Raw genomic sequence first — 19624 nt, forward strand, 5'->3', positions numbered from 1 at the left:
TACTGCAGGGGGGACCCTGTGGGAGAGTAGGACGCCGCCGAACAATTATTCCGGGAAAGCCCCGTGCCCTTGTGGCACGGGGCTTTTCTGCGTTCCGAGCCGAAGCGGCTGTGTCCCCCGGCGGGCCGGCGGTGGAGCGTGCGGCGGGAGTGTCCTGCACGGCCGGGGCCGTGCACAAGAGGTTCTCGGAAGCTCGAGCCAGGGGTTTTGAGTACGCCCTTGTTCGGGGTATGCTCTATCTCGTTGCCGCAAGGCAGCAGGCCCCAATAGCTCAGTCGGTAGAGCGTCTCCATGGTAAGGAGAAGGTCTGCGGTTCGATTCCGCATTGGGGCTCAGCATGAAGAAAGGCCCCCGCCAGTGGCGGGGGCCTTTCTTCATGTCGGGACCCAGTTTCTGCCGGAGCCGCTAGAGGCTGTGCGGCTCCGGAACGCGCATGGCCAGGATGGCCATGTCGTCCGACGCGGGCTCCGCGGCGAAGCGTTCGACGGCCCGCAGGATGCGCCCCGCCACCGCGCCGGCCGTCAGGCCCGTACATGTGGCGAGGACGTCGGCCAGACCGTCGTCACCCAGCATGCGGGCCCCCTCACGGCGTTCGGTCACCCCGTCGGTCACACAGAGGAGGACGTCGCCGGGCTCCAGCGTGACCTCCTGCTCGTACAGCTCCAGGTCCTCGATGACTCCCAGCAGCGGCTGCGGTTCGGCCGCTGCCTCCACGGAGCCGTCCTGGCGCAGACGTAGGGGGAGCGGGTGTCCGGCGCAGACCACCTTCAGGAGGGCACTCCCGTCCTCCTGGGGCCACAACTCCCCGTAGAGCAGCGTGAGGAAGCGACTGCGGGCACCCTCGTCCAGGATGGCGGCGTTGAGCCGCTCCAGTACCGCGGGCCCGCTGAAGCCCTCGCGGGCGAGGAGGCGCAGGGCGTGCCTGGCCAGGCCCGTGACGGCTGCCGCCTCCGGACCCGTACCGCAGACGTCGCCGATGGCGAAGCCGTAGGCACCGTCGCGGATGGGGAACACGTCGTAGAAGTCGCCGCCGACCTCGTTGCCCTCGCCGGCCGCACGGTAGATGACCTCGATCTCGACGTTGGGCACATCGGGGAGGCCGGGCGGCAGCAGACTCCGCTGGAGCGACTGGCTGATGGCCATGCGCTCCGAGTACAGACGGGCGTTGTCGAGGGCCAGGGCGGCCCTTCGTGACAGGTCCTCGGCCAGTTCCAGGATTTCCTGGCGGAAATGCTCGTCGGACGGCTTGCCGAGCGTGAGCATGCCGATCACACGGTTCCTCGCCACGAGTGGCAGAACCACGGTCTCGCCTCCCACCGCAGCCGCCGTGGCCAGGACGGTACGGGTTGCGGCTCCCATGCTCAGGGGAGCGTCCCTGCCCAGAGTGCGCTTGGACGTCCGGAGGGCGGCCTGATGACCGGCTTCCGTAGGCGCGGGCCAGATGCGGGCTCCGGGAGCCGGAACGGGCTCCGGGGGGTCGATGGAGGAGAGCAGGGCCTTGAGGCCGTCGATGCGCTCCTCGTCCTCGTGGAGCACATAGGAGAGGGACGGCTCCGATGACTGGTCCGCGATGGTGTAGACGGCGCACCAGGTGGCCAGCGTCGGCACGGTCATCTGTGCCATCAGAGCCAGTGTCTGATCCCTGTCCAGCGTGCCGGCGAGCAGATCGGACGCCTCGACGAGGAAGGACAGCGACCCGCGGCGCAGGCGCTCCAGCTCGCCGAGCCTGGCCGACTCGACGGCCAGCGCGATGCGGTCCGCGGCGAACTGCAGCCGCAGGGCCTCTTCGTTGGAGTACCGTCCGGCCGCCTCGGCCGCGACCCCCAGTGAGCCGGTGAGGCGTCCCTCGACCTTAAGGGGGACCGTGACGACCGACCGCATGCCGGTGTCGCTGAGCAGTGGTACGGCACCCGGTACGACGGTGAGGTCCTCGTGGACGGCGGGCATGCGGGCGGAGCCGTAGCGTCCCGTACCCGCCTCCACGGGAACCCGTGCGAAGCGCTGACGGGCCGAAGGGAGGCCGGTGGTGGCCCGGACCTCCAGCTCGGTCTCGTCGTCCGTGGCCAGCAGCAGAAAGGCGGCATCGGCGTCCAGCATGTCGCGGGCCCGCTCGACGGTGCGTTGCAGCAGTCCGTCGAGGTCGTCGGGGGCGGGAGAGCCGATGAAGATCTCGAAGGGGTCCGTACTGCGGTTCTCGGTCGAGGAGTCGGAGGCGGGGGCGCGTACCGGCGTCTGGAGCACGGCGCGCTCGTAGTCGCGCACGAGGAGGCAGACGGTGGAGGGCTCGCCCTCGGCGTCCCGGACTCTGAGATGCGAGGCGTACACCGGGATGACCCGGCCGTCGGCGCCGCGGATTCCGTAACTGCCCTCCCACCGGGAGAGTCGCAGTGCGTCCGCGATGCCGGTGTTCGTGCCCGGCGTGTGCGGCCACGCCACGAAGTCGGTGAGCTGCTTGCCGTCGACCTGCTCCGCGGCGTGACCGAAGAGGAAGGCGGCGTCGTCGTTCCACGAGGCGATGGATCCGGATTCGTCGGTCTGGACGACAGCCACCCGTACGCGCTGTTCCGTCACCGGCAGGAGAGCGGTCGGCAGCACCGGGCTCGCCGAACGCACACCCACCGGGCGTTCGGGAAGATCGAGCTGGAACCAGACATGTTTGTGCGTAGGTGTGTACTCGACGCCCCAGCGGGAAGCGAGAGCCGCGCAGAGCAGCAGGCCGCGGCCGCCCTCACGGTCCGGGCTGCCGAAGTCGAGGCCGGAACTCTGGAGCGGTACCTCCCGCTCCGGGTAGTGGTCGGAGACCTCTACCCGTACGCCGTCCTCGGTGCGCAGGCACAGGACGTCGGCGGCCGTGCCGGCGTGCACGACCGCGTTGGTGACAAGTTCACTGGTAAGGACGACGGCATCGTCAACGACGTCCGTGTAACCCCACCCCTGAAGGGTGTCGCGGACGAATGCGCGGGCGGTCGCGACCGAGCGTCCGACCGGATCGAAGGTGGCAGCCGCGCGCGCGGTGATCACAGCACTCCCCATATGGTGTCTCGTCGCTTCCCCGAGTCCTGTGCCCGTATATCGCCGCTTCGATTCGTCTGCCAGGCTAGACGCTCGCCAGGTGTCCCGGGTACACGAGGGCGGACTTGGATCCGCAGGGCGGTCGGCGGTCGTGCGCCGGGCGCACAACCGGGTGGCCCCGGTGAGGGAAATGGGACGACCGTGCGACCTTGCTCGCCCGTCCGTCCCGGCCTGGTACGTTTCAACGATTTGACGACCGCATAGTTACCCGTTGACGGTGTGCTGTGGCGGTGAGCCAAAGTGGAAGTGGGCAAGCTTCCGATAACGGCCCGAGCGATACGGTCAACCCCTGCGGGAGGGACACGGTGGAGTCTGGCGTGGCGGCGCGGGGTTCAGGAACGCGCACAAAAGGCGGGCAGTCCGTGAAAAAGCAGCGCAATGGGACCATCGATGTGGACGCGGCAGCTCTGAACAGACTGCTGGCGGCCCTCGTGGCGATGCGTGACGGCAACTTCCGCAGGCGGCTCACCGTCTCCGGCGACGGCGTGCTCACGGAGATCGCAGCCGTCTTCAACGAGGTGGCCGACCGCAATCTGCATCTGACGGGCGAGCTCGCCCGTGTGCGGCGTGTGGTCGGGCGCGAGGGGAAACTCACCGAGCGCCTGGAGACCGGCGCCTGCGAGGGTTCCTGGGCTGCCGCGATCGACGCCTCCAACGAGCTCGTCGACGACCTGGCGCGACCCGTGTCCGAAGTCGGACGGGTGCTCTCCGCCGTCGCGGACGGCGATCTCGAGCAGCGGATGGAGCTGCGTACCCACGCGGCGGACGAGACCGTACGTCCGCTGCGCGGAGAGTTCCTGAAGGTCGCCCGCACGGTCAACAACCTGGTCGACCAGCTGTCCGCGTTCACCGAACAGGTGACACGGGTCGCGGTCGAGGTGGGTACCGAGGGCAAGCTGGGCGGACAGGCCCAGGTCCGTGGCATGTCGGGGTCGTGGAAGGACCTCACGGACTCCGTCAACACCATGGCGTACCGGCTGACCGCACAGGTGCGTGACATCGCGCTGGTGACGACGGCCGTGGCCAAGGGGGACCTGTCACGGAAGGTCACCGTCCACGTGGCCGGTGAGATGCTGCAGCTGAAGAACACCGTCAACACGATGGTGGACCAGCTGTCGTCGTTCTCGTCGGAGGTGACCCGGGTCGCCCGTGAGGTGGGAACCGAGGGCGAGCTGGGTGGGCAGGCGACCGTGCCGGGGGTGGCCGGGGTCTGGAAGGACCTCACCGACTCCGTCAACACGATGGCCGGGAACCTGACGTCCCAGGTACGCGGCATCGCCGAGGTGACGACGGCCGTCGCCAACGGTGACCTTTCGCAGAAGGTCACGGTGAGCGCCCGCGGCGAGGTCGCGCAGCTCGCCGAGACGATCAACCAGATGACAGAGACGCTGCGCACCTTCGCCGACGAGGTGACCCGCGTGGCGAGCGAGGTCGGTGGCGAGGGTCTGCTCGGAGGCCAGGCACAGGTGCCGGGCGCGGCGGGTACCTGGAAGGACCTGACCGATTCGGTCAACACGGTCTTCCGCAACCTGACGACACAGGTGCGTGACATCGCGCAGGTGACCACGGCGGTGGCCAGTGGTGACATGACGCAGAAGGTCACCGTCGACGTGGCCGGCGAGATGCTGGAGCTGAAGAACACCGTCAACACGATGGTGGACCAGCTCCAGGCCTTCGGTTCGGAGGTGACGCGCGTCGCCCGGGAGGTCGGCGTCGAGGGCCGTCTCGGCGGACAGGCCGAAGTGCCGGGGGCGGCGGGGACGTGGAAGGACCTCACCGACTCGGTGAACACCGCCTTCCGCAACCTCACGGGCCAGGTGCGTGACATCGCGCAGGTGACCACGGCCGTCGCCAACGGTGATCTGTCGCAGAAGGTCACCGTTGACGTGGCCGGCGAGATGCTGGAGCTGAAGAACACCGTCAACACGATGGTGGCGCAGCTGTCCAACTTCGCCGACCAGGTGACGCGCATGGCCCGGGACGTGGGTACGGAGGGCCGTCTCGGCGGTCAGGCGCGCGTCGACGGTGTCTCCGGAACCTGGAAGGAGCTCACCGACTCCGTCAACTTCATGGCCGGGAACCTGACCTCCCAGGTGCGCCAGATCGCGCAGGTGACCACGGCGGTGGCGCGGGGTGACCTGTCGCAGAAGATCGATGTGGACGCCCGGGGCGAGATCCTGGAACTGAAGAACACCATCAACACCATGGTCGACCAGCTCTCGGCCTTCGCCGACCAGGTGACCAGGGTGGCCCGTGAGGTGGGCACGGACGGCCGTCTCGGCGGTCAGGCCCAGGTGCCCGGGGTGGCCGGCGTGTGGCGCGACCTGACCGACTCGGTGAACGGCATGGCCGGGAACCTCACCGCCCAGGTCCGCAACATCGCGCAGGTCGCCACGGCGGTGGCGCGGGGTGACCTGTCGCAGAAGATCGATGTGGACGCCCGGGGCGAGATCCTGGAGCTGAAGAACACCCTCAACACCATGGTCGACCAGCTCTCCAACTTCGCGGAGCAGGTGACCAGGGTGGCCCGTGAGGTGGGTACGGAGGGCATTCTCGGCGGACAGGCGGAGGTGCAGGGCGTCTCCGGTACGTGGAAGGACCTCACCCAGTCCGTCAACGGCATGGCGAACAACCTGACCCTCCAGGTGCGCAACATCGCCGAGGTGACCACGGCGGTCGCGAAGGGCGATCTCTCCAAGAAGATCACCGTCGACGCCAAGGGCGAGATCCTGGAGCTGGTGACGACCGTCAACACGATGGTCGACCAGCTGATGAACTTCGGTGACGAGGTGACGCGGGTCGCCCGCGAGGTGGGCACCGAGGGGATCCTCGGCGGCCAGGCGCGGGTGCGCGGTGCGACCGGCATCTGGAAGGACCTCAGCGAGAACGTCAACCTGATGGCCAACAACCTGACCAGTCAGGTGCGCAACATCTCCCGGGTCTCCTCCGCGGTCGCCAACGGTGACCTGACGAAGAAGGTCACGGTCGAGGCACGTGGTGAGGTCGCCGAACTCGCCGACACCGTCAACACGATGGTGACGACCCTGTCCTCCTTCGCCGACGAGGTGACCCGGGTGGCGCGAGAGGTCGGCACCGAGGGGGAGCTGGGCGGCCAGGCGCGTGTCCCGGGTGTCTCGGGTACCTGGAAGGACCTCACCGAGTCGGTGAACTCGATGGCGTCGAACCTGACCGGTCAGGTTCGGCAGATCGCGACGGTCACCACGGCCATCGCCAAGGGCGATCTCACCAAGAAGATCGACATCGATGCGCGCGGTGAGATCCAGGAGCTGAAGAACACCATCAACACGATGGTCGACCAGCTCTCCTCGTTCGCCGAGCAGGTGACCCGGGTGGCCCGCGAGGTGGGTACGGAGGGGCAGCTGGGCGGGCAGGCGAGGGTCCGGGACGTCGACGGGACCTGGCGGGACCTCACCGAGTCGGTGAACGAGATGGCAGGGAACCTGACCCGTCAGGTGCGCGCCATCGCGGCCGTCGCCACCGCCGTGACCCGAGGGGATCTCAACCTCAAGATCGACGTCGACGCTGCCGGTGAGATCCAGGTGCTGCAGGACAACATCAACACGATGATCGCGAACCTGCGCGACACCACACTGGCCAACAAGGAGCAGGACTGGCTCAAGGGCAACCTCGCCCGTATCTCCGGACTGATGCAGGGCCGCCGTGATCTGGACGACGTCGCCTCGCTGATCATGAGCGAGCTGACGCCGGTCGTCTCGGCCCAGCACGGTGCGTTCTTCCTGGCCATGACCACCGGTGACGGGGACGAGGTCGGGTCGGACGCCGGCAACGCGAGCTCGTACGAGCTGCGAATGCGCGGGAGTTACGGCTATTCGGCGGGCTCCATGCCGACCTCCTTCCGGCCCGGGGAGACGCTCATCGGCACGGCGGCCGAGGAGAAGCGGACGATCCAGGTGGACAACGTGCCGCCGGGCTACCTCAAGATCTCCTCAGGACTCGGTGAGGCCCCTCCCGCGCACGTGATCGTGCTTCCGGTGCTCTTCGAGGGCCAGGTGCTCGGTGTCATCGAACTGGCGTCGTTCCAGCCGTTCACCCACATCCAGCGGGACTTCCTCAACCAGCTCGCCGAGATGATCGCCACGAGCGTCAACACGATCAGCGTCAACACCAAGACCGAGAAGCTGCTGGAACAGTCCCAGGAGCTCACGGAGCAGCTGCGTGACCGTTCGCAGGAGCTCGAGAACCGGCAGAAGGCGCTGCAGGCGTCCAACGCCGAGCTGGAGGAGAAGGCGGAACTGCTGGCCCAGCAGAACCGCGACATCGAGGTGAAGAACACCGAGATCGAGGAGGCCCGGCAGGTCCTGGAGGAGCGCGCCGAGCAGCTCGCCGTCTCGATGCGCTACAAGTCCGAGTTCCTCGCCAACATGTCGCACGAGCTGCGTACGCCGCTCAACTCGCTGCTCATCCTGGCCAAGCTGCTCGCGGACAACGCCGAGGGAAACCTCTCGCCGAAGCAGGTGGAGTTCGCCGAGACGATCCACGGGGCCGGTTCCGACCTGCTCCAGCTGATCAACGACATCCTCGACCTGTCCAAGGTCGAGGCGGGCAAGATGGACGTCAGCCCGACCCGGATCGCCCTGGTGCAGCTGGTCGACTACGTGGAGGCGACGTTCCGGCCGCTCACCGCGGAGAAGGGGCTCGACTTCTCGGTGCGGGTGTCGCCGGAGCTCCCCGCCACCCTGCACACGGACGAGCAGCGGCTGCTGCAGGTCCTGCGCAACCTCCTGTCCAACGCGGTGAAGTTCACCGACAGCGGGGCCGTGGAGCTGGTCATCCGGCCGGCCGGCGCCGATGTGCCGAACGCCATCAGGGAGCACCTGCTGGAGGCCGGCTCGCTGCGTGACGCCGACGGCGACCTGATCGCCTTCTCGGTCACCGACACCGGGATCGGCATCGCGTCCAGCAAGATGCTGGTGATCTTCGAGGCGTTCAAGCAGGCGGACGGTACGACCAGCCGCAAGTACGGGGGGACCGGCCTCGGCCTCTCCATCAGCCGGGAGATCGCCCGTCTGCTGGGCGGCGAGATCCACGCGGCGAGTGAACCGGGCCGTGGTTCGACCTTCACGCTGTACCTGCCCCTGCACCCGAGCGAACTGCCTCCGCAGGGCTACCCGCAGATGGGGCCGGGCCCCATCGAGGTCCACGCGAGTTCGGCGGACGGCGCCCTGCACCTGGAGGCTTCGCCGGGCAACGGGAGCGCGCAGCGCCTGGGTGACCCCGCGAACTCCGCCGGGGTGTTCCGTCGTCGGCGGAAGGCCCTGGGGGGTGCCGAGCAGCGCCCCGCCCTGGCGAACGGCAGGCCGACCGACGAGGGCACCGCGCCGGAGGAGTGGGTACAGAGCGCGCAGGAGGAGGCGGAGCCCCGCCGGACGTTCCGGTTCCACGGGGAGAAGGTGCTGATCGTCGACGACGACATCCGTAATGTCTTCGCCCTGACCAGCGTGCTGGAGCAGCACGGCCTGTCGGTGCTGTACGCGGAGAACGGGCGCGAGGGCATCGAAGTCCTGGAGCAGCACGACGATGTGACGATCGTTCTGATGGACATCATGATGCCCGAGATGGACGGCTACGCGACGACGACGGCGATCCGCCGGATGCCTCAGTTCGCGGGGCTGCCGATCGTCGCGCTGACCGCCAAGGCCATGAAGGGCGACCGCGAGAAGGCGATCGACTGCGGAGCTTCCGACTACGTGACCAAGCCGGTCGATTCCGATCATCTTCTGTCAGTGATGGAGAACTGGATGCGTGGAGAGTGACCGGACGGGGAGCGGTCCACCGGAATCCGCCGGCCTGCCGTGCCCGGCAGGGTGTGAGCGAGCGGATTCCGGGGAACCTTCTGGGCTTCGACCGCGTTCTTGTTACGTGCACAGTGACATCGCGGTGACAGGGTGTGGTGACAGGCGGGGTGCGGCTACCATGACCGGCACAAGGACGGACGGCGTAAGGGAGTCGTCCCCTGGGGCGGCACCCGGTGCGATTCCGGGGCGAGGAGGGCGGGCCATGGTACAGAAGGCCAAGATCCTCCTGGTCGATGACCGGCCGGAAAATCTGCTGGCGCTGGAGGCCATCCTCTCCGCGCTCGATCAGACACTGGTCCGGGCATCGTCAGGGGAGGAAGCGCTCAAGGCGCTGCTCACGGACGATTTCGCGGTCATTCTGCTGGACGTACAGATGCCTGGCATGGACGGATTCGAGACGGCTGCGCACATCAAGCGGCGGGAGCGGACCCGGGACATCCCGATCATCTTCCTGACCGCGATCAACCACGGCCCGCATCACACCTTCCGGGGTTATGCGGCGGGTGCGGTGGACTACATCTCGAAGCCCTTCGACCCCTGGGTGCTGCGCGCCAAGGTCTCGGTCTTCGTCGAGCTGTACATGAAGAACTGCCAGCTGCGTGAACAGGCGGCGCTCCTGCGGCTCCAGCTCGAGGGCGGCACCCACCAGGGCGCCGACGACAGGGAGCCGGCCGGTCTGCTGGCCGAGCTCTCGGCCCGGCTCGCCGCGGTCGAGGAGCAGGCGGAGGCCCTCTCCAAGCAGTTGGACGACGATTCGGCGGACGCGGCCGCAGTGGCCACCGCGGCCCATCTCGAACGCAAGCTCACCGGACTGCGCCGTGCGCTCGACGCGCTGGAGCCCGGGGCAGGCGGTCCCGGGGCCACGTTGCCCTCACAGGGCTGACCTGTGACGGCTGAGGCCGCGTCAGTTCCGCTCCTGTGCAAGGGCGACACGGACGGGTGAAGCCGTAGGCACACGTGTCCACCGGCGTCGGCACCGGTAACCTCAGTCACATGGCCTCACGTACGTCCGGCAAGGGTTCCCTGGGCACGGCGGGCACCGCGAAGGGTGCCGGTCGTACCCAGGGTCCTGCGAAGAAAACCGCGCCCGCCAAGAAGGCGGCGGCGAAGAAGACAGCGTCCGCGAAGAGGGCGCCCGCCAAGAAGGCTCCGGCGAAGAAGGCCGCGCCCAAGCCGGCACCGTCCCCGACGGGGGGCGTGTACAGGCTCGTCCGTGCGCTGTGGCTGGGAACCGCGCACGGCGTCGGGGCGGTGTTCCGCTCCATAGGGCGCGGCGCGAAGGGGCTCGACCCGGCCCACCGCAAGGACGGACTCGCCCTGCTGCTCCTGGGCCTCGCGCTCGTCGTGGCGGCCGGCACCTGGTCGCATCTGAAGGGCCCCGTCGGCGATCTCGTCGAGATGCTCGTGACCGGGGCGTTCGGCCGGCTTGACCTGCTGGTTCCGATACTGCTGGGCGCCGTCGCCGTGCGGCTGATCCTCTATCCGGAGAAGCCCGAGGCCAACGGCCGGATCGTCATCGGACTCTCCGCCCTCGTCATCGGCGTGCTCGGCCAGGTCCACATCGCCTGCGGATCGCCCGACCGTGCGGACGGCACCGGGGCCATGCAGGACGCAGGCGGACTGATCGGATGGGGTGCCTCCCAGCCCCTCGTTTTCATGATGGGCGATGTCCTCGCCGTCCCGCTGCTCCTGCTGCTGACGGTCTTCGGACTCCTGGTCGTCACCGCCACCCCGGTCAACGCCATCCCCCGGCGGTTGCGGCAGCTCGGCGTCAGGCTCGGTATCGCCGACCCGGTGCGCGTGCCGGGTCCGGAGGACGGGAGCGACGACGAGCGGTACGACGAGCAGTGGCGCGAGGCGCTGCCGGGGCGCTCGCGGCGCTCCTCGGCCCACGGCTCGGATCCGGACGGCGAGTACGACCCGGATCGTGCCGAGGGCGAGGCGCCGGCCAAGCGGCGCAGGCGCAGGCCGTCCGCCCAGCCCGCGATGAACCGGACGATGGACGCCGTCGACGTCGCCGCCGCCGCGGCAGCGGCGCTCGACGGGGCGGTGCTCAACGGCATGCCCCCGTCGCCGGTCGTCGCCGATCTGACCCAGGGCGTGTCCACGGACAGGGAGCGGACCGGTACCCCGGTTCCCGGCGCGCGTACGGCCGAGAAGCACGGGTCCGGTGACAAGGGCAGGGGAGCGGAGAAGGGCTCGTCGTCCTCCGGCGGTGTCCCCGATCTGACGAAACCCGCCCCCGAGCGGTCCGAGCCGCTCCCCGCCCGTGCCGAGCAGCTTCAGCTCTCCGGCGACATCACCTATTCGCTCCCCTCGCTGGACCTGCTGGAGCGCGGTGGCCCCGGAAAGACGCGCAGCGCCGCCAACGACGCGGTCGTCGCCTCACTGACGAACGTCTTCACCGAGTTCAAGGTCGACGCGTCCGTCACCGGCTTCACCCGCGGCCCGACCGTCACCCGGTACGAGGTGGAGCTCGGCCCCGCCGTCAAGGTCGAGCGGATCACCGCCCTCACCAAGAACATCGCCTACGCCGTAGCCAGCCCGGATGTCCGGATCATCTCCCCGATCCCCGGCAAGTCCGCGGTCGGCATCGAGATTCCCAACTCCGACCGGGAGATGGTCAATCTCGGTGACGTCCTGCGCCTGGCGGACGCGGCGGAGGACGACCACCCCATGCTGGTCGCACTCGGCAAGAACGTCGAGGGCGGCTACGAGATGGCCAACCTGGCGAAGATGCCGCACGTCCTGGTCGCCGGTGCCACCGGATCCGGCAAGTCCTCCTGCATCAACTGCCTGATCACCTCGGTCATGGTGCGGGCGACGCCCGAGGACGTGCGGATGGTGCTCGTCGACCCGAAGCGGGTCGAGCTGACCGCCTACGAGGGCATTCCGCACCTCATCACGCCCATCATCACCAACCCGAAGAAGGCCGCCGAGGCACTCCAGTGGGTCGTACGGGAGATGGACCTCCGCTACGACGACCTCGCGGCCTACGGCTTCCGGCACATCGACGACTTCAACCACGCGGTACGCACCGGGAAGGCCAAGGCACCCGAAGGGAGCGAGCGGGAGCTCTCGCCCTACCCGTACCTGCTGGTCATCGTCGACGAGCTGGCGGACCTCATGATGGTGGCCCCGCGCGACGTCGAGGACTCCATCGTGCGGATCACCCAGCTGGCGCGCGCCGCCGGCATCCATCTGGTGCTCGCCACGCAGCGCCCGTCGGTCGACGTCGTGACAGGCCTGATCAAGGCCAACGTGCCCTCCCGGCTCGCCTTCGCCACCTCGTCGCTCGCCGACAGCCGGGTCATCCTCGACCAGCCGGGGGCCGAGAAGCTCATCGGGAAGGGTGACGGCCTGTTCCTGCCGATGGGAGCGAACAAGCCGACCCGGATGCAGGGTGCGTTCGTCACCGAGGCCGAGGTCGCGGCCGTCGTCCAGCACTGCAAGGATCAGATGGCGCCGGTCTTCCGCGAGGACGTGGTGGTCGGCACGAAGCAGAAGAAGGAGATCGACGAGGACATCGGCGACGATCTCGATCTGCTCTGTCAGGCGGCCGAACTGGTCGTGTCCACCCAGTTCGGCTCGACATCGATGCTCCAGCGCAAGCTGCGGGTCGGCTTCGCGAAGGCCGGTCGGCTGATGGACCTGATGGAGTCGCGCAACATCGTGGGTCCCAGCGAGGGTTCCAAGGCGCGTGATGTCATGGTGAAACCGGACGAACTCGACGGCGTGTTGGCCGTCATCCGCGGGGAAACCGCTCCGTAGAGGTTTTGCGGGCAACCGTTTCGCCCGGTCGTACGTCAGTGTGAAAGGAGGAGCAGCGAGATGGTCCGTCGTGCGCTCCTTCCTGTGTCCTGCCCGAGGGGCTGTCCGGCGAACCCGATGGCGTACAAAGTCGTCGCTCCCGGTTGCCCCACCCTTTCGTACCACCCCTAGACTGAACATCCAGCAGGTGGCTCACGCTCGAAAGGCGCCCCCGTGTCCATCGGCAACTCCCCCGAAGACGACCGGCCTTCGATCGGTCGAGTGCTTCAGCAGGCCCGTATCGCCGCAGGTCTGACGGTCGAGGAAGTCAGCAGCTCCACCCGGGTGCGCATCCCCATCGTGCACGCGATCGAGGAGGACGACTTCTCCCGCTGCGGCGGCGACGTGTACGCCCGCGGCCATATCCGCATGCTCGCCCGCGCCGTCCGGCTCGACCCCGATCCGCTGATCGAGGAGTTCGACGCCGAGCACGGCGGCCGTCCCGCACCCACGCCCACGGCGCCGCTGTTCGAGGCGGAGCGGATCCGCTCCGAACCCCGTCGGCCCAACTGGACCGCGGCCATGGTCGCGGCGATCGTCGCCGTGGTCGGGTTCGTCGGCTTCACGCTCTTCAGCGGCGAGGACGAGGGGTCCGGCTCGGCGCAGCTCGCCGAAGGTGCGACATCCGACAAGACCACTCCCAAGCCCACCACGACCAAGCCCGCCGACCCCAAGCCCGTTCCCTCCGAAAGTGCCATCGCCGCAGCTCCGCAGGACAAGGTGACGGTCAGGCTCAGCGCCACCGAGGGCAAGAGCTGGATCTCCGCCAAGGACCACAACGGACGACTGCTCTTCGACGGTCTGCTGGCCCAGGGAGACTCCAAGACCTTCCAGGACAAGGAGCGGGTCGATCTCGTCCTCGGCGACGCCGGGGCGATCGACCTCTTCGTGAACGGCAAGAAGGTCGATGACCAGTTCGAATCGGGACAGGTCGAACGGCTCTCCTACACCAAGGGTGATCCCGAGGTCGGCTGACCTCCTCCACCCACGCTTTTCCCGACGGTGAGTGCCCGGCAGACCTGCCGGGCACTCACCGTCCGCGTTGCCCGTGTTCCCTCGGCTTCACCGACTGTTCGGTCACTCCCCGTAGCGGTGAACCCTGCACGGCAGGGCGAGTGCCGGGACAAAGTAGTCTTGAGCCCATGCCCGAACGCCGTACCGTCGCCCTTGTCACTCTCGGCTGCGCCCGTAACGAGGTGGACTCGGAGGAGCTTGCAGGCCGCTTGGCAGCGGACGGCTGGGAGCTCGTCGAGAACGCCACGGACGCGGACGTCGCCGTCGTCAACACCTGTGGGTTCGTCGAGGCCGCCAAGAAGGACTCCGTCGATGCCCTGCTCGAAGCCAATGATCTGAAGGACCACGGCAGGACCCAGGCCGTCGTGGCCGTCGGCTGTATGGCCGAGCGCTACGGCAAGGACCTTGCCGAGGCGCTGCCGGAAGCGGACGGAGTCCTCGGATTCGACGACTACGCCGACATCTCCGACCGTCTGCAGACCATCCTCAACGGAGGCATCCACGCCTCCCACACCCCGCGCGACCGACGCAAGCTGCTGCCGATCAGCCCGGCCGAGCGACAGGACGCCGCCGTCGCGCTCCCGGGGCACGCCCAGGAGATCACGCCGGCCCCAGCGGATCTTCCGGAAGGCGTCGCGCCTGTCTCCGGGCCGCGGGCACCGCTGCGCAGGAGACTGGGGACCAGCCCGGTCGCCTCGGTGAAGCTCGCCTCGGGCTGTGACCGGCGCTGTTCGTTCTGCGCCATCCCGTCCTTCCGCGGCTCGTTCATCTCTCGGCGTCCCTCCGACGTGCTCGGGGAGACCCGCTGGCTCGCCGAGCAGGGTGTCAAGGAGGTCATGCTCGTCTCCGAGAACAACACCTCGTACGGCAAGGACCTCGGGGACATCAGGCTCCTGGAGACCCTGCTTCCCGAGCTCGCCGACGTCGACGGGATCGAGCGGATCCGCGTCAGCTACCTGCAGCCCGCCGAGATGCGACCGGGGCTGATCGACGTACTCACCTCGACGCCCAAGGTCGCCCCCTACTTCGATCTCTCGTTCCAGCACTCCGCGCCCGGGGTCCTGCGCGCGATGCGGCGGTTCGGGGATACGGACCGTTTCCTCGAACTCCTCGACACCATTCGGACGAAGTCGCCGCAGGCCGGTGCGCGGTCGAACTTCATCGTCGGTTTCCCCGGTGAGACCGAGGCCGACCTCGCCGAGCTGGAACGCTTCCTCACGGGCGCGCGCCTGGATGCCATCGGGGTCTTCGGTTACTCCGACGAGGAGGGCACCGAGGCCGTCGGTTACGAGAACAAGCTGGACGCCGACGTCATCGCGGAGCGCCTCGCGCACATCTCGCAGCTCGCCGAGGAGCTGACCTCACAGCGTGCCGAGGAGCGGGTCGGCGAAACGCTTCAGGTCCTGGTCGAGTCCGTGGAGTCCGACGAGGACGGGCCGGTGGCGGTGGGCCGAGCCGCGCACCAGGCGCCGGAAACGGACGGCCAGGTCATCTTCACCGCACGCGAAGGCCTTGTCCCTGGCCGTATGGTCGAAGCGAAGGCAGTGGGCACCGAGGGAGTGGACCTCGTGGCCGAACACCACGAGCTTGCGGAGGCGGCCAGATGACGGGAGCCCCGGCATCCGCGGCAGGCGGTTCCGGCGCCACGCCGGCACCCCGCGGCGGCAAGCTGGGTGCGGCGGCCGTCAACCAGGCCGGTCTGTGGAACATCGCCAACATCCTCACGATGGTGCGGCTGCTGCTCGTCCCGGGCTTCGTCATGCTCCTCCTGCACGACGGTGGCTACGACCCGGTGTGGCGGGCGTTCGCCTGGGCGGCCTTCGCCGTCGCGATGATCACCGATGTCTTCGACGGGCATCTGGCGCGCGCGTACGACCTGGTCACCGATTTCGGGAAGATCGCCGACCCGATCGCGGACAAGGCGATCATGGGTGCGGCACTGATCTGCCTCTCCTCGCTCGGTGACCTCCCGTGGTGGATCACCGGTGTGATCCTTTTCCGTGAGCTCGGCATCACGCTCATGCGTTTCTGGGTCATCCGGCACTCGGTGATCCCGGCCAGCCGCGGCGGAAAGGCGAAGACCCTGGCTCAGGGCATCGCCGTGGGCATGTACGTCCTGGCGCTGACGGGCCCCCTGGCTACCTTGCGCTTCTGGGTGATGATGGCCGCCGTCGTGCTGACGGTCGTCACCGGCCTCGACTACGTGCGTCAGGCGGTCGTGTTGCGCCGCCGCGGTCTCGCGGCCGAACGGGCCGCCGCTCTCGAAGCGGTCGCGGCGGCGGCGGACATGGAGAGCGCCGGGCGGTACGCCATGGGTGACGCCGGTGGGGCCGCCGTCGAAGGCGTGACGGACCCGGTCGGGGAACGTGTGGCGGGCAGCCGGGGCGCCGCGGAGGCGGAGCGGTGACGTCGGAGGCGGCCGAGGTGCTGCGGAGGCTCCAGGAGCGAGGCGGGACGCTGGGCGTCGCCGAATCCCTCACCGGCGGCCTGGCGGCGGCGGAGCTGACGTCCGTACCGGGTGCCTCGCGGTGCTTCCGCGGGTCCGTGACGGCGTACGCCACGTCCGTGAAGCGCGAACTGCTGGGTGTCGACGCCGGACTGCTGGCCGAGCGCGGAGCGGTGGACGCCGAGGTCGCCCAAGCGATGGCCACCGGTGTGCGCCGGGTCCTGGGTGCGGACTGGGGCGCTTCGACCACCGGGGTCGCGGGCCCGGAGCCGCAGGACGGCAAGCCCGTCGGAACGGTCTTCATAGCCGTTTCGGGACCGGGCGGCGTACGGAAAGTGACCGAGCTGAGGTTGAACGGCGGACGGGCGGACATCCGCAAGGAGACCGTTCGGAGCCTGCTCCAGCTGCTCTCCGGCGAACTCGGCGAAAATGCGGGGGCACAGGATACGGAACAGAACGGGGGGAATTGATGTTTGCAGCCCTGAGAGAACACGACATCACTCCCCGCACGGCCGCAGCGCAAGGCGGTACGGTGGGGCGTGAAGGTTGCGGCTACGCGGTCCGAGGAGGGAGCCACCGATGATTCTGCTCCGTCGCCTGCTTGGTGACGTGCTGCGTCGGCAGCGCCAGCGCCAAGGCCGTACTCTGCGCGAAGTCTCCTCGTCCGCCCGAGTCTCGCTCGGCTATCTCTCCGAGGTGGAGCGGGGGCAGAAGGAGGCATCCTCCGAACTGCTCTCCGCCATTTGCGACGCGTTGGACGTACGGATGTCCGAACTCATGCGTGAAGTGAGCGATGAACTGTCGCTGGCTGAGCTGGCCGAGTCGGCAGCAGCCAGTGATGCGGTGCCTGTGCCGGTACGCCCGATGCTCAACTCCGTCTCCGTCGCGTCGGTCGCCGGCGTGCCGACGGGACGGGTGACCATCAAGGCGCCCGCAGAAGCGGTGGATGTCGTCGCCGCCTGACCGTACGTTCGTGTGACGGAGCCCCGGTCGGCCCTTCAGTGGGCCGGTCGGGGCTTTCGCGTGTCTCGGTGTGTGCCGGGCCGTTCGCGGGGCAGGCGCGGATCGAGGCCGGGAGGCGGTTCTCGGAGCGATCCTTCGGAACAGTCACCCGCATGACCGTTTTGCCCCATATGTGACATGGTGGACGGATGGTAGGCCGAACAGCTATCTGAACGGAGAAGTGCATGTCTGTCGTGAAGAGCGCCTTGTCCGAGGGCGACCGCAAGATCGTGGGAGACGCGCTGCAAGGCGCGCTGGTCGACCTGGTCGACCTCTCCCTCGTGGCCAAGCAGGTCCACTGGAATGTGGTCGGCCCGCGCTTCCGCTCCGTGCACCTTCAGCTCGACGAGGTCGTGGACACGGCGCGGCAGCACTCGGACACGGTGGCGGAGAGGGCTTCGGCGGTCGGCGTCAATCCGGACGGCCGTTCCCGGACGCTCGCGAAGACCACCGCCATCGATTCCGTGCCCGACGGCTGGATCAAGGACGTGGACGCGGTACGCGTGCTCGTCGACGCCCTCAGGGTGGTCATCGACCGGATGCGTGAGCGGATCGAGGCGACCGACGAACCGGACCCCATCAGCCAGGACATCCTGATCACCCTCACCGCGGATCTCGAGAAGCACGCGTGGATGTTCCAGGCGGAGAGTGCCTGAGCCGGATTTCGGGACACCCGGAGTGAACGCGAGGAAGGAGTCACCGTGACGGACAAGAAGGCCATGGACAAGCTCAAGGGCAAGGCCAAGGAAGCCACCGGCAAGGTCACCGGAGACCGCCGGAAGGAAGCCGAAGGCAAGTCCGACCAGGCGAAGGCCAAGGCGGAGGGCGCCCTGGGCGCTACCGGCGACCGCGCCAAGGGCGTGAAGGACTCCCTCACCGACGACAGGTAGGGAAAGAGCCACCCCTGGAGTGCCCCCGTGGATTCGGTGAATCCCCGGGGGCACCGGCATGCCCGGGGCCGTGGCGGCGTCGGGGATCCGTCGGTCCCGGGCTCGCAGGATGCAGTCGGCGCGGACCCGGGGGAAACTGCGGAGGAGGGCTGTGGCCCCCTCTCCCGGCGGCTGGTCCCGGGGAGAGCGCGCAGAGCCGTCCCGCGCGCACGCGCACGCCGGTCGTGCACCGTACGCCCTGCCGGCAGGAGGCCGTGCCGTACGCGTCGGCCGAAGGAGGCAGCCATGGTGCGGCGGCGGGTTCTGGTGCCAGTCATCGGTGGCCTGTGGTGGTGGGCCGTGCTGCGGCTGCTCGTGGAGCCGGAACACACCGGGCTGGTCGAGGGCGCGGTGGCGGCCGGTGGGTGGGGGCTGAGCCTCCTGCCCGTACATGTGACACCCACCGCGCGGCCGGATCCCGGTGCGGACGGGCCGGATCCTGGTGCGGACGGGCCGGAGGTGACCCGGACGGACATATCCGCCTGGTGAGCTGGTTCGGAGATCCTGGACCGCATCTGCCGCTACTGCGACAGGATCTCCGAACCAGCTCACTAGGTGTACTGACCCTCAGCGCCGTTTCCGCCCCGTCAGGCCCGGCGCCCTCAGCCGGTGGGCCCGGACTGGCAGTGCGGGCACCAGTAGGCGGGGCGGTCGTCCCGGTCCGCCAGACGGATGGGCGTGCGGCAGCGCAGGCAGGGGCGGCCCGCCCGCCCGTAGACGAAGAGACGTTCCCGTGTCCGGCTTCGGGCCATGGCCGGGGTCGCCGCGGTGGTGGTCCGCGTTGGCCGGTCGCGGTTGGCTTCCAGGAGCTGCTTTGCGGTGCCGACCAGGCGGGTGGTGACGGGCAGGGGGAGCTCGCCCACCGGGAGCCACGGCGTAGCCCGGGCCATGAAGCAGAGTTCGCACATGTAGACATTGCCGATACCGGCCAGGTTGCGCTGGTCCAGGAGCGCGTCCCCGACGCGCCGGGCCGGGTCGGAGAGCAGATTGCGCAGAGCGGTGTCCGGATCCCAGTCCGGGCCCAGCAGATCAGGGCCGAGATGGCCCACGACCTGCTCCTCGTCCTCGGTGCGGAGCAGTTCGAGTACGGGCAGGCGGTAGCCGACGGCGGTCCGCTCCGCCGTGGCGAGGACGGCGCGGATCTGGTGGGCCGGGCCGCCCCGCCAGCGCTCGCCGTGGTCGTACACGCGCCAGGCGCCGTCCATGCGCAGATGGCTGTGGAGGGTGAGGCCGCCCTGGATACGGGTGAGCAGATGCTTGCCGCGTGCCGAGACATCCAGCACCGTCCGGCCGGTCAGGTCGGCTGTGGCGAAGCGTGGGACCCGCAGGTCGGAGACCGTCAGCAGCTGACCGGCGAGCGCCGCGTCGAGACGCCGGGCGGTCTGCAGGACGGTGTCACCTTCGGGCATGTATCCATGATGCGCGGACACGGCGGTGCGCGGTCGCTCGTCCGGTCCGCGCTGACGTCCCCCAGGACTCCGTTGCCGACTCGGGCCAGCTGTCGTCCCGGGCAT

At 68.9% G+C, this 19624-nt stretch carries 13 protein-coding genes and 1 tRNA gene; 12 read left to right on the forward strand and 2 right to left on the reverse strand.

From position 1 onward, the window contains the following. Positions 1-260: 260 nt before the first annotated feature. Positions 261-333 (forward strand) — tRNA-Thr (locus ABT001_RS33640). Between the two features lie 72 nt (positions 334-405). Here the strand turns inward: ABT001_RS33640 and ABT001_RS33645 are convergent. Continuing rightward, positions 406-3021: a SpoIIE family protein phosphatase gene (locus ABT001_RS33645; protein ID WP_502967569.1), complete on the reverse strand. Its 2616-nt coding sequence runs from the start codon at positions 3019-3021 to the stop codon at positions 406-408. Positions 3022-3434: 413 nt separating this feature from the next. Here ABT001_RS33645 and ABT001_RS33650 point away from each other — a divergent pair, with 413 nt between their 5' ends. From ABT001_RS33650 to ABT001_RS33700, 11 genes are all read left to right on the forward strand, one after another. After that, positions 3435-8867, forward strand: a complete 5433-nt coding sequence (locus ABT001_RS33650; protein WP_351285262.1) for a HAMP domain-containing protein — start codon at positions 3435-3437, stop codon at positions 8865-8867. A 244-nt stretch (positions 8868-9111) separates the two neighbouring features. Beyond that, a complete protein-coding gene (locus ABT001_RS33655) occupies positions 9112-9792 on the forward strand; it encodes a response regulator (protein WP_351285264.1) in 681 nt (226 codons plus the stop codon). Positions 9793-9902: 110 nt separating this feature from the next. After that, the gene (locus ABT001_RS33660; RefSeq protein WP_351285266.1) at positions 9903-12680 is read left to right on the forward strand and encodes a DNA translocase FtsK; all 2778 of its coding nucleotides are present in this window, start codon (positions 9903-9905) and stop codon (positions 12678-12680) included. Positions 12681-12893: 213 nt separating this feature from the next. Then, positions 12894-13694: a helix-turn-helix domain-containing protein gene (locus ABT001_RS33665; protein ID WP_351285268.1), complete on the forward strand. Its 801-nt coding sequence runs from the start codon at positions 12894-12896 to the stop codon at positions 13692-13694. A 167-nt stretch (positions 13695-13861) separates the two neighbouring features. Then, a complete protein-coding gene (gene rimO / locus ABT001_RS33670; RefSeq protein ID WP_351285270.1) occupies positions 13862-15340 on the forward strand; it encodes a 30S ribosomal protein S12 methylthiotransferase RimO in 1479 nt (492 codons plus the stop codon). Continuing rightward, a complete protein-coding gene (gene pgsA / locus ABT001_RS33675) occupies positions 15337-16140 on the forward strand; it encodes a CDP-diacylglycerol--glycerol-3-phosphate 3-phosphatidyltransferase (protein WP_351285272.1) in 804 nt (267 codons plus the stop codon). The genes rimO and pgsA overlap by 4 nt, the downstream gene beginning before the upstream one ends. Then, the gene (locus ABT001_RS33680; protein ID WP_351285274.1) at positions 16137-16649 is read left to right on the forward strand and encodes a CinA family protein; all 513 of its coding nucleotides are present in this window, start codon (positions 16137-16139) and stop codon (positions 16647-16649) included. The genes pgsA and ABT001_RS33680 overlap by 4 nt, the downstream gene beginning before the upstream one ends. 109 nt (positions 16650-16758) lie before the next feature. Further along, positions 16759-17142: a helix-turn-helix domain-containing protein gene (locus ABT001_RS33685; protein ID WP_014153702.1), complete on the forward strand. Its 384-nt coding sequence runs from the start codon at positions 16759-16761 to the stop codon at positions 17140-17142. A 224-nt stretch (positions 17143-17366) separates the two neighbouring features. Next, positions 17367-17837 (forward strand): Dps family protein, encoded by a 471-nt coding sequence (locus ABT001_RS33690; protein WP_351285276.1) that lies wholly within the window; start codon positions 17367-17369, stop codon positions 17835-17837. A gap of 45 nt (positions 17838-17882) precedes the next feature. After that, entirely contained in the window at positions 17883-18071 is a 189-nt protein-coding gene (locus ABT001_RS33695; protein WP_351285278.1) for a CsbD family protein, read from the forward strand. 285 nt (positions 18072-18356) lie between these two features. Then, the gene (locus ABT001_RS33700) at positions 18357-18599 is read left to right on the forward strand and encodes a hypothetical protein (protein WP_351285280.1); all 243 of its coding nucleotides are present in this window, start codon (positions 18357-18359) and stop codon (positions 18597-18599) included. A 113-nt stretch (positions 18600-18712) separates the two neighbouring features. On the opposite strand, the gene ABT001_RS33705 is transcribed toward ABT001_RS33700, so the two are convergent. Beyond that, positions 18713-19519 carry an Fpg/Nei family DNA glycosylase gene (locus tag ABT001_RS33705; RefSeq protein WP_351285282.1) on the reverse strand — a complete coding sequence of 269 codons (807 nt, stop codon included), beginning with the start codon at positions 19517-19519 and terminating at the stop codon, positions 18713-18715. Positions 19520-19624: the final 105 nt, after the last annotated feature.

It is taken from the genome of Streptomyces sp. NPDC002793 (genome assembly GCF_040295485.1).
Lineage (GTDB): Bacteria > Actinomycetota > Actinomycetes > Streptomycetales > Streptomycetaceae > Streptomyces.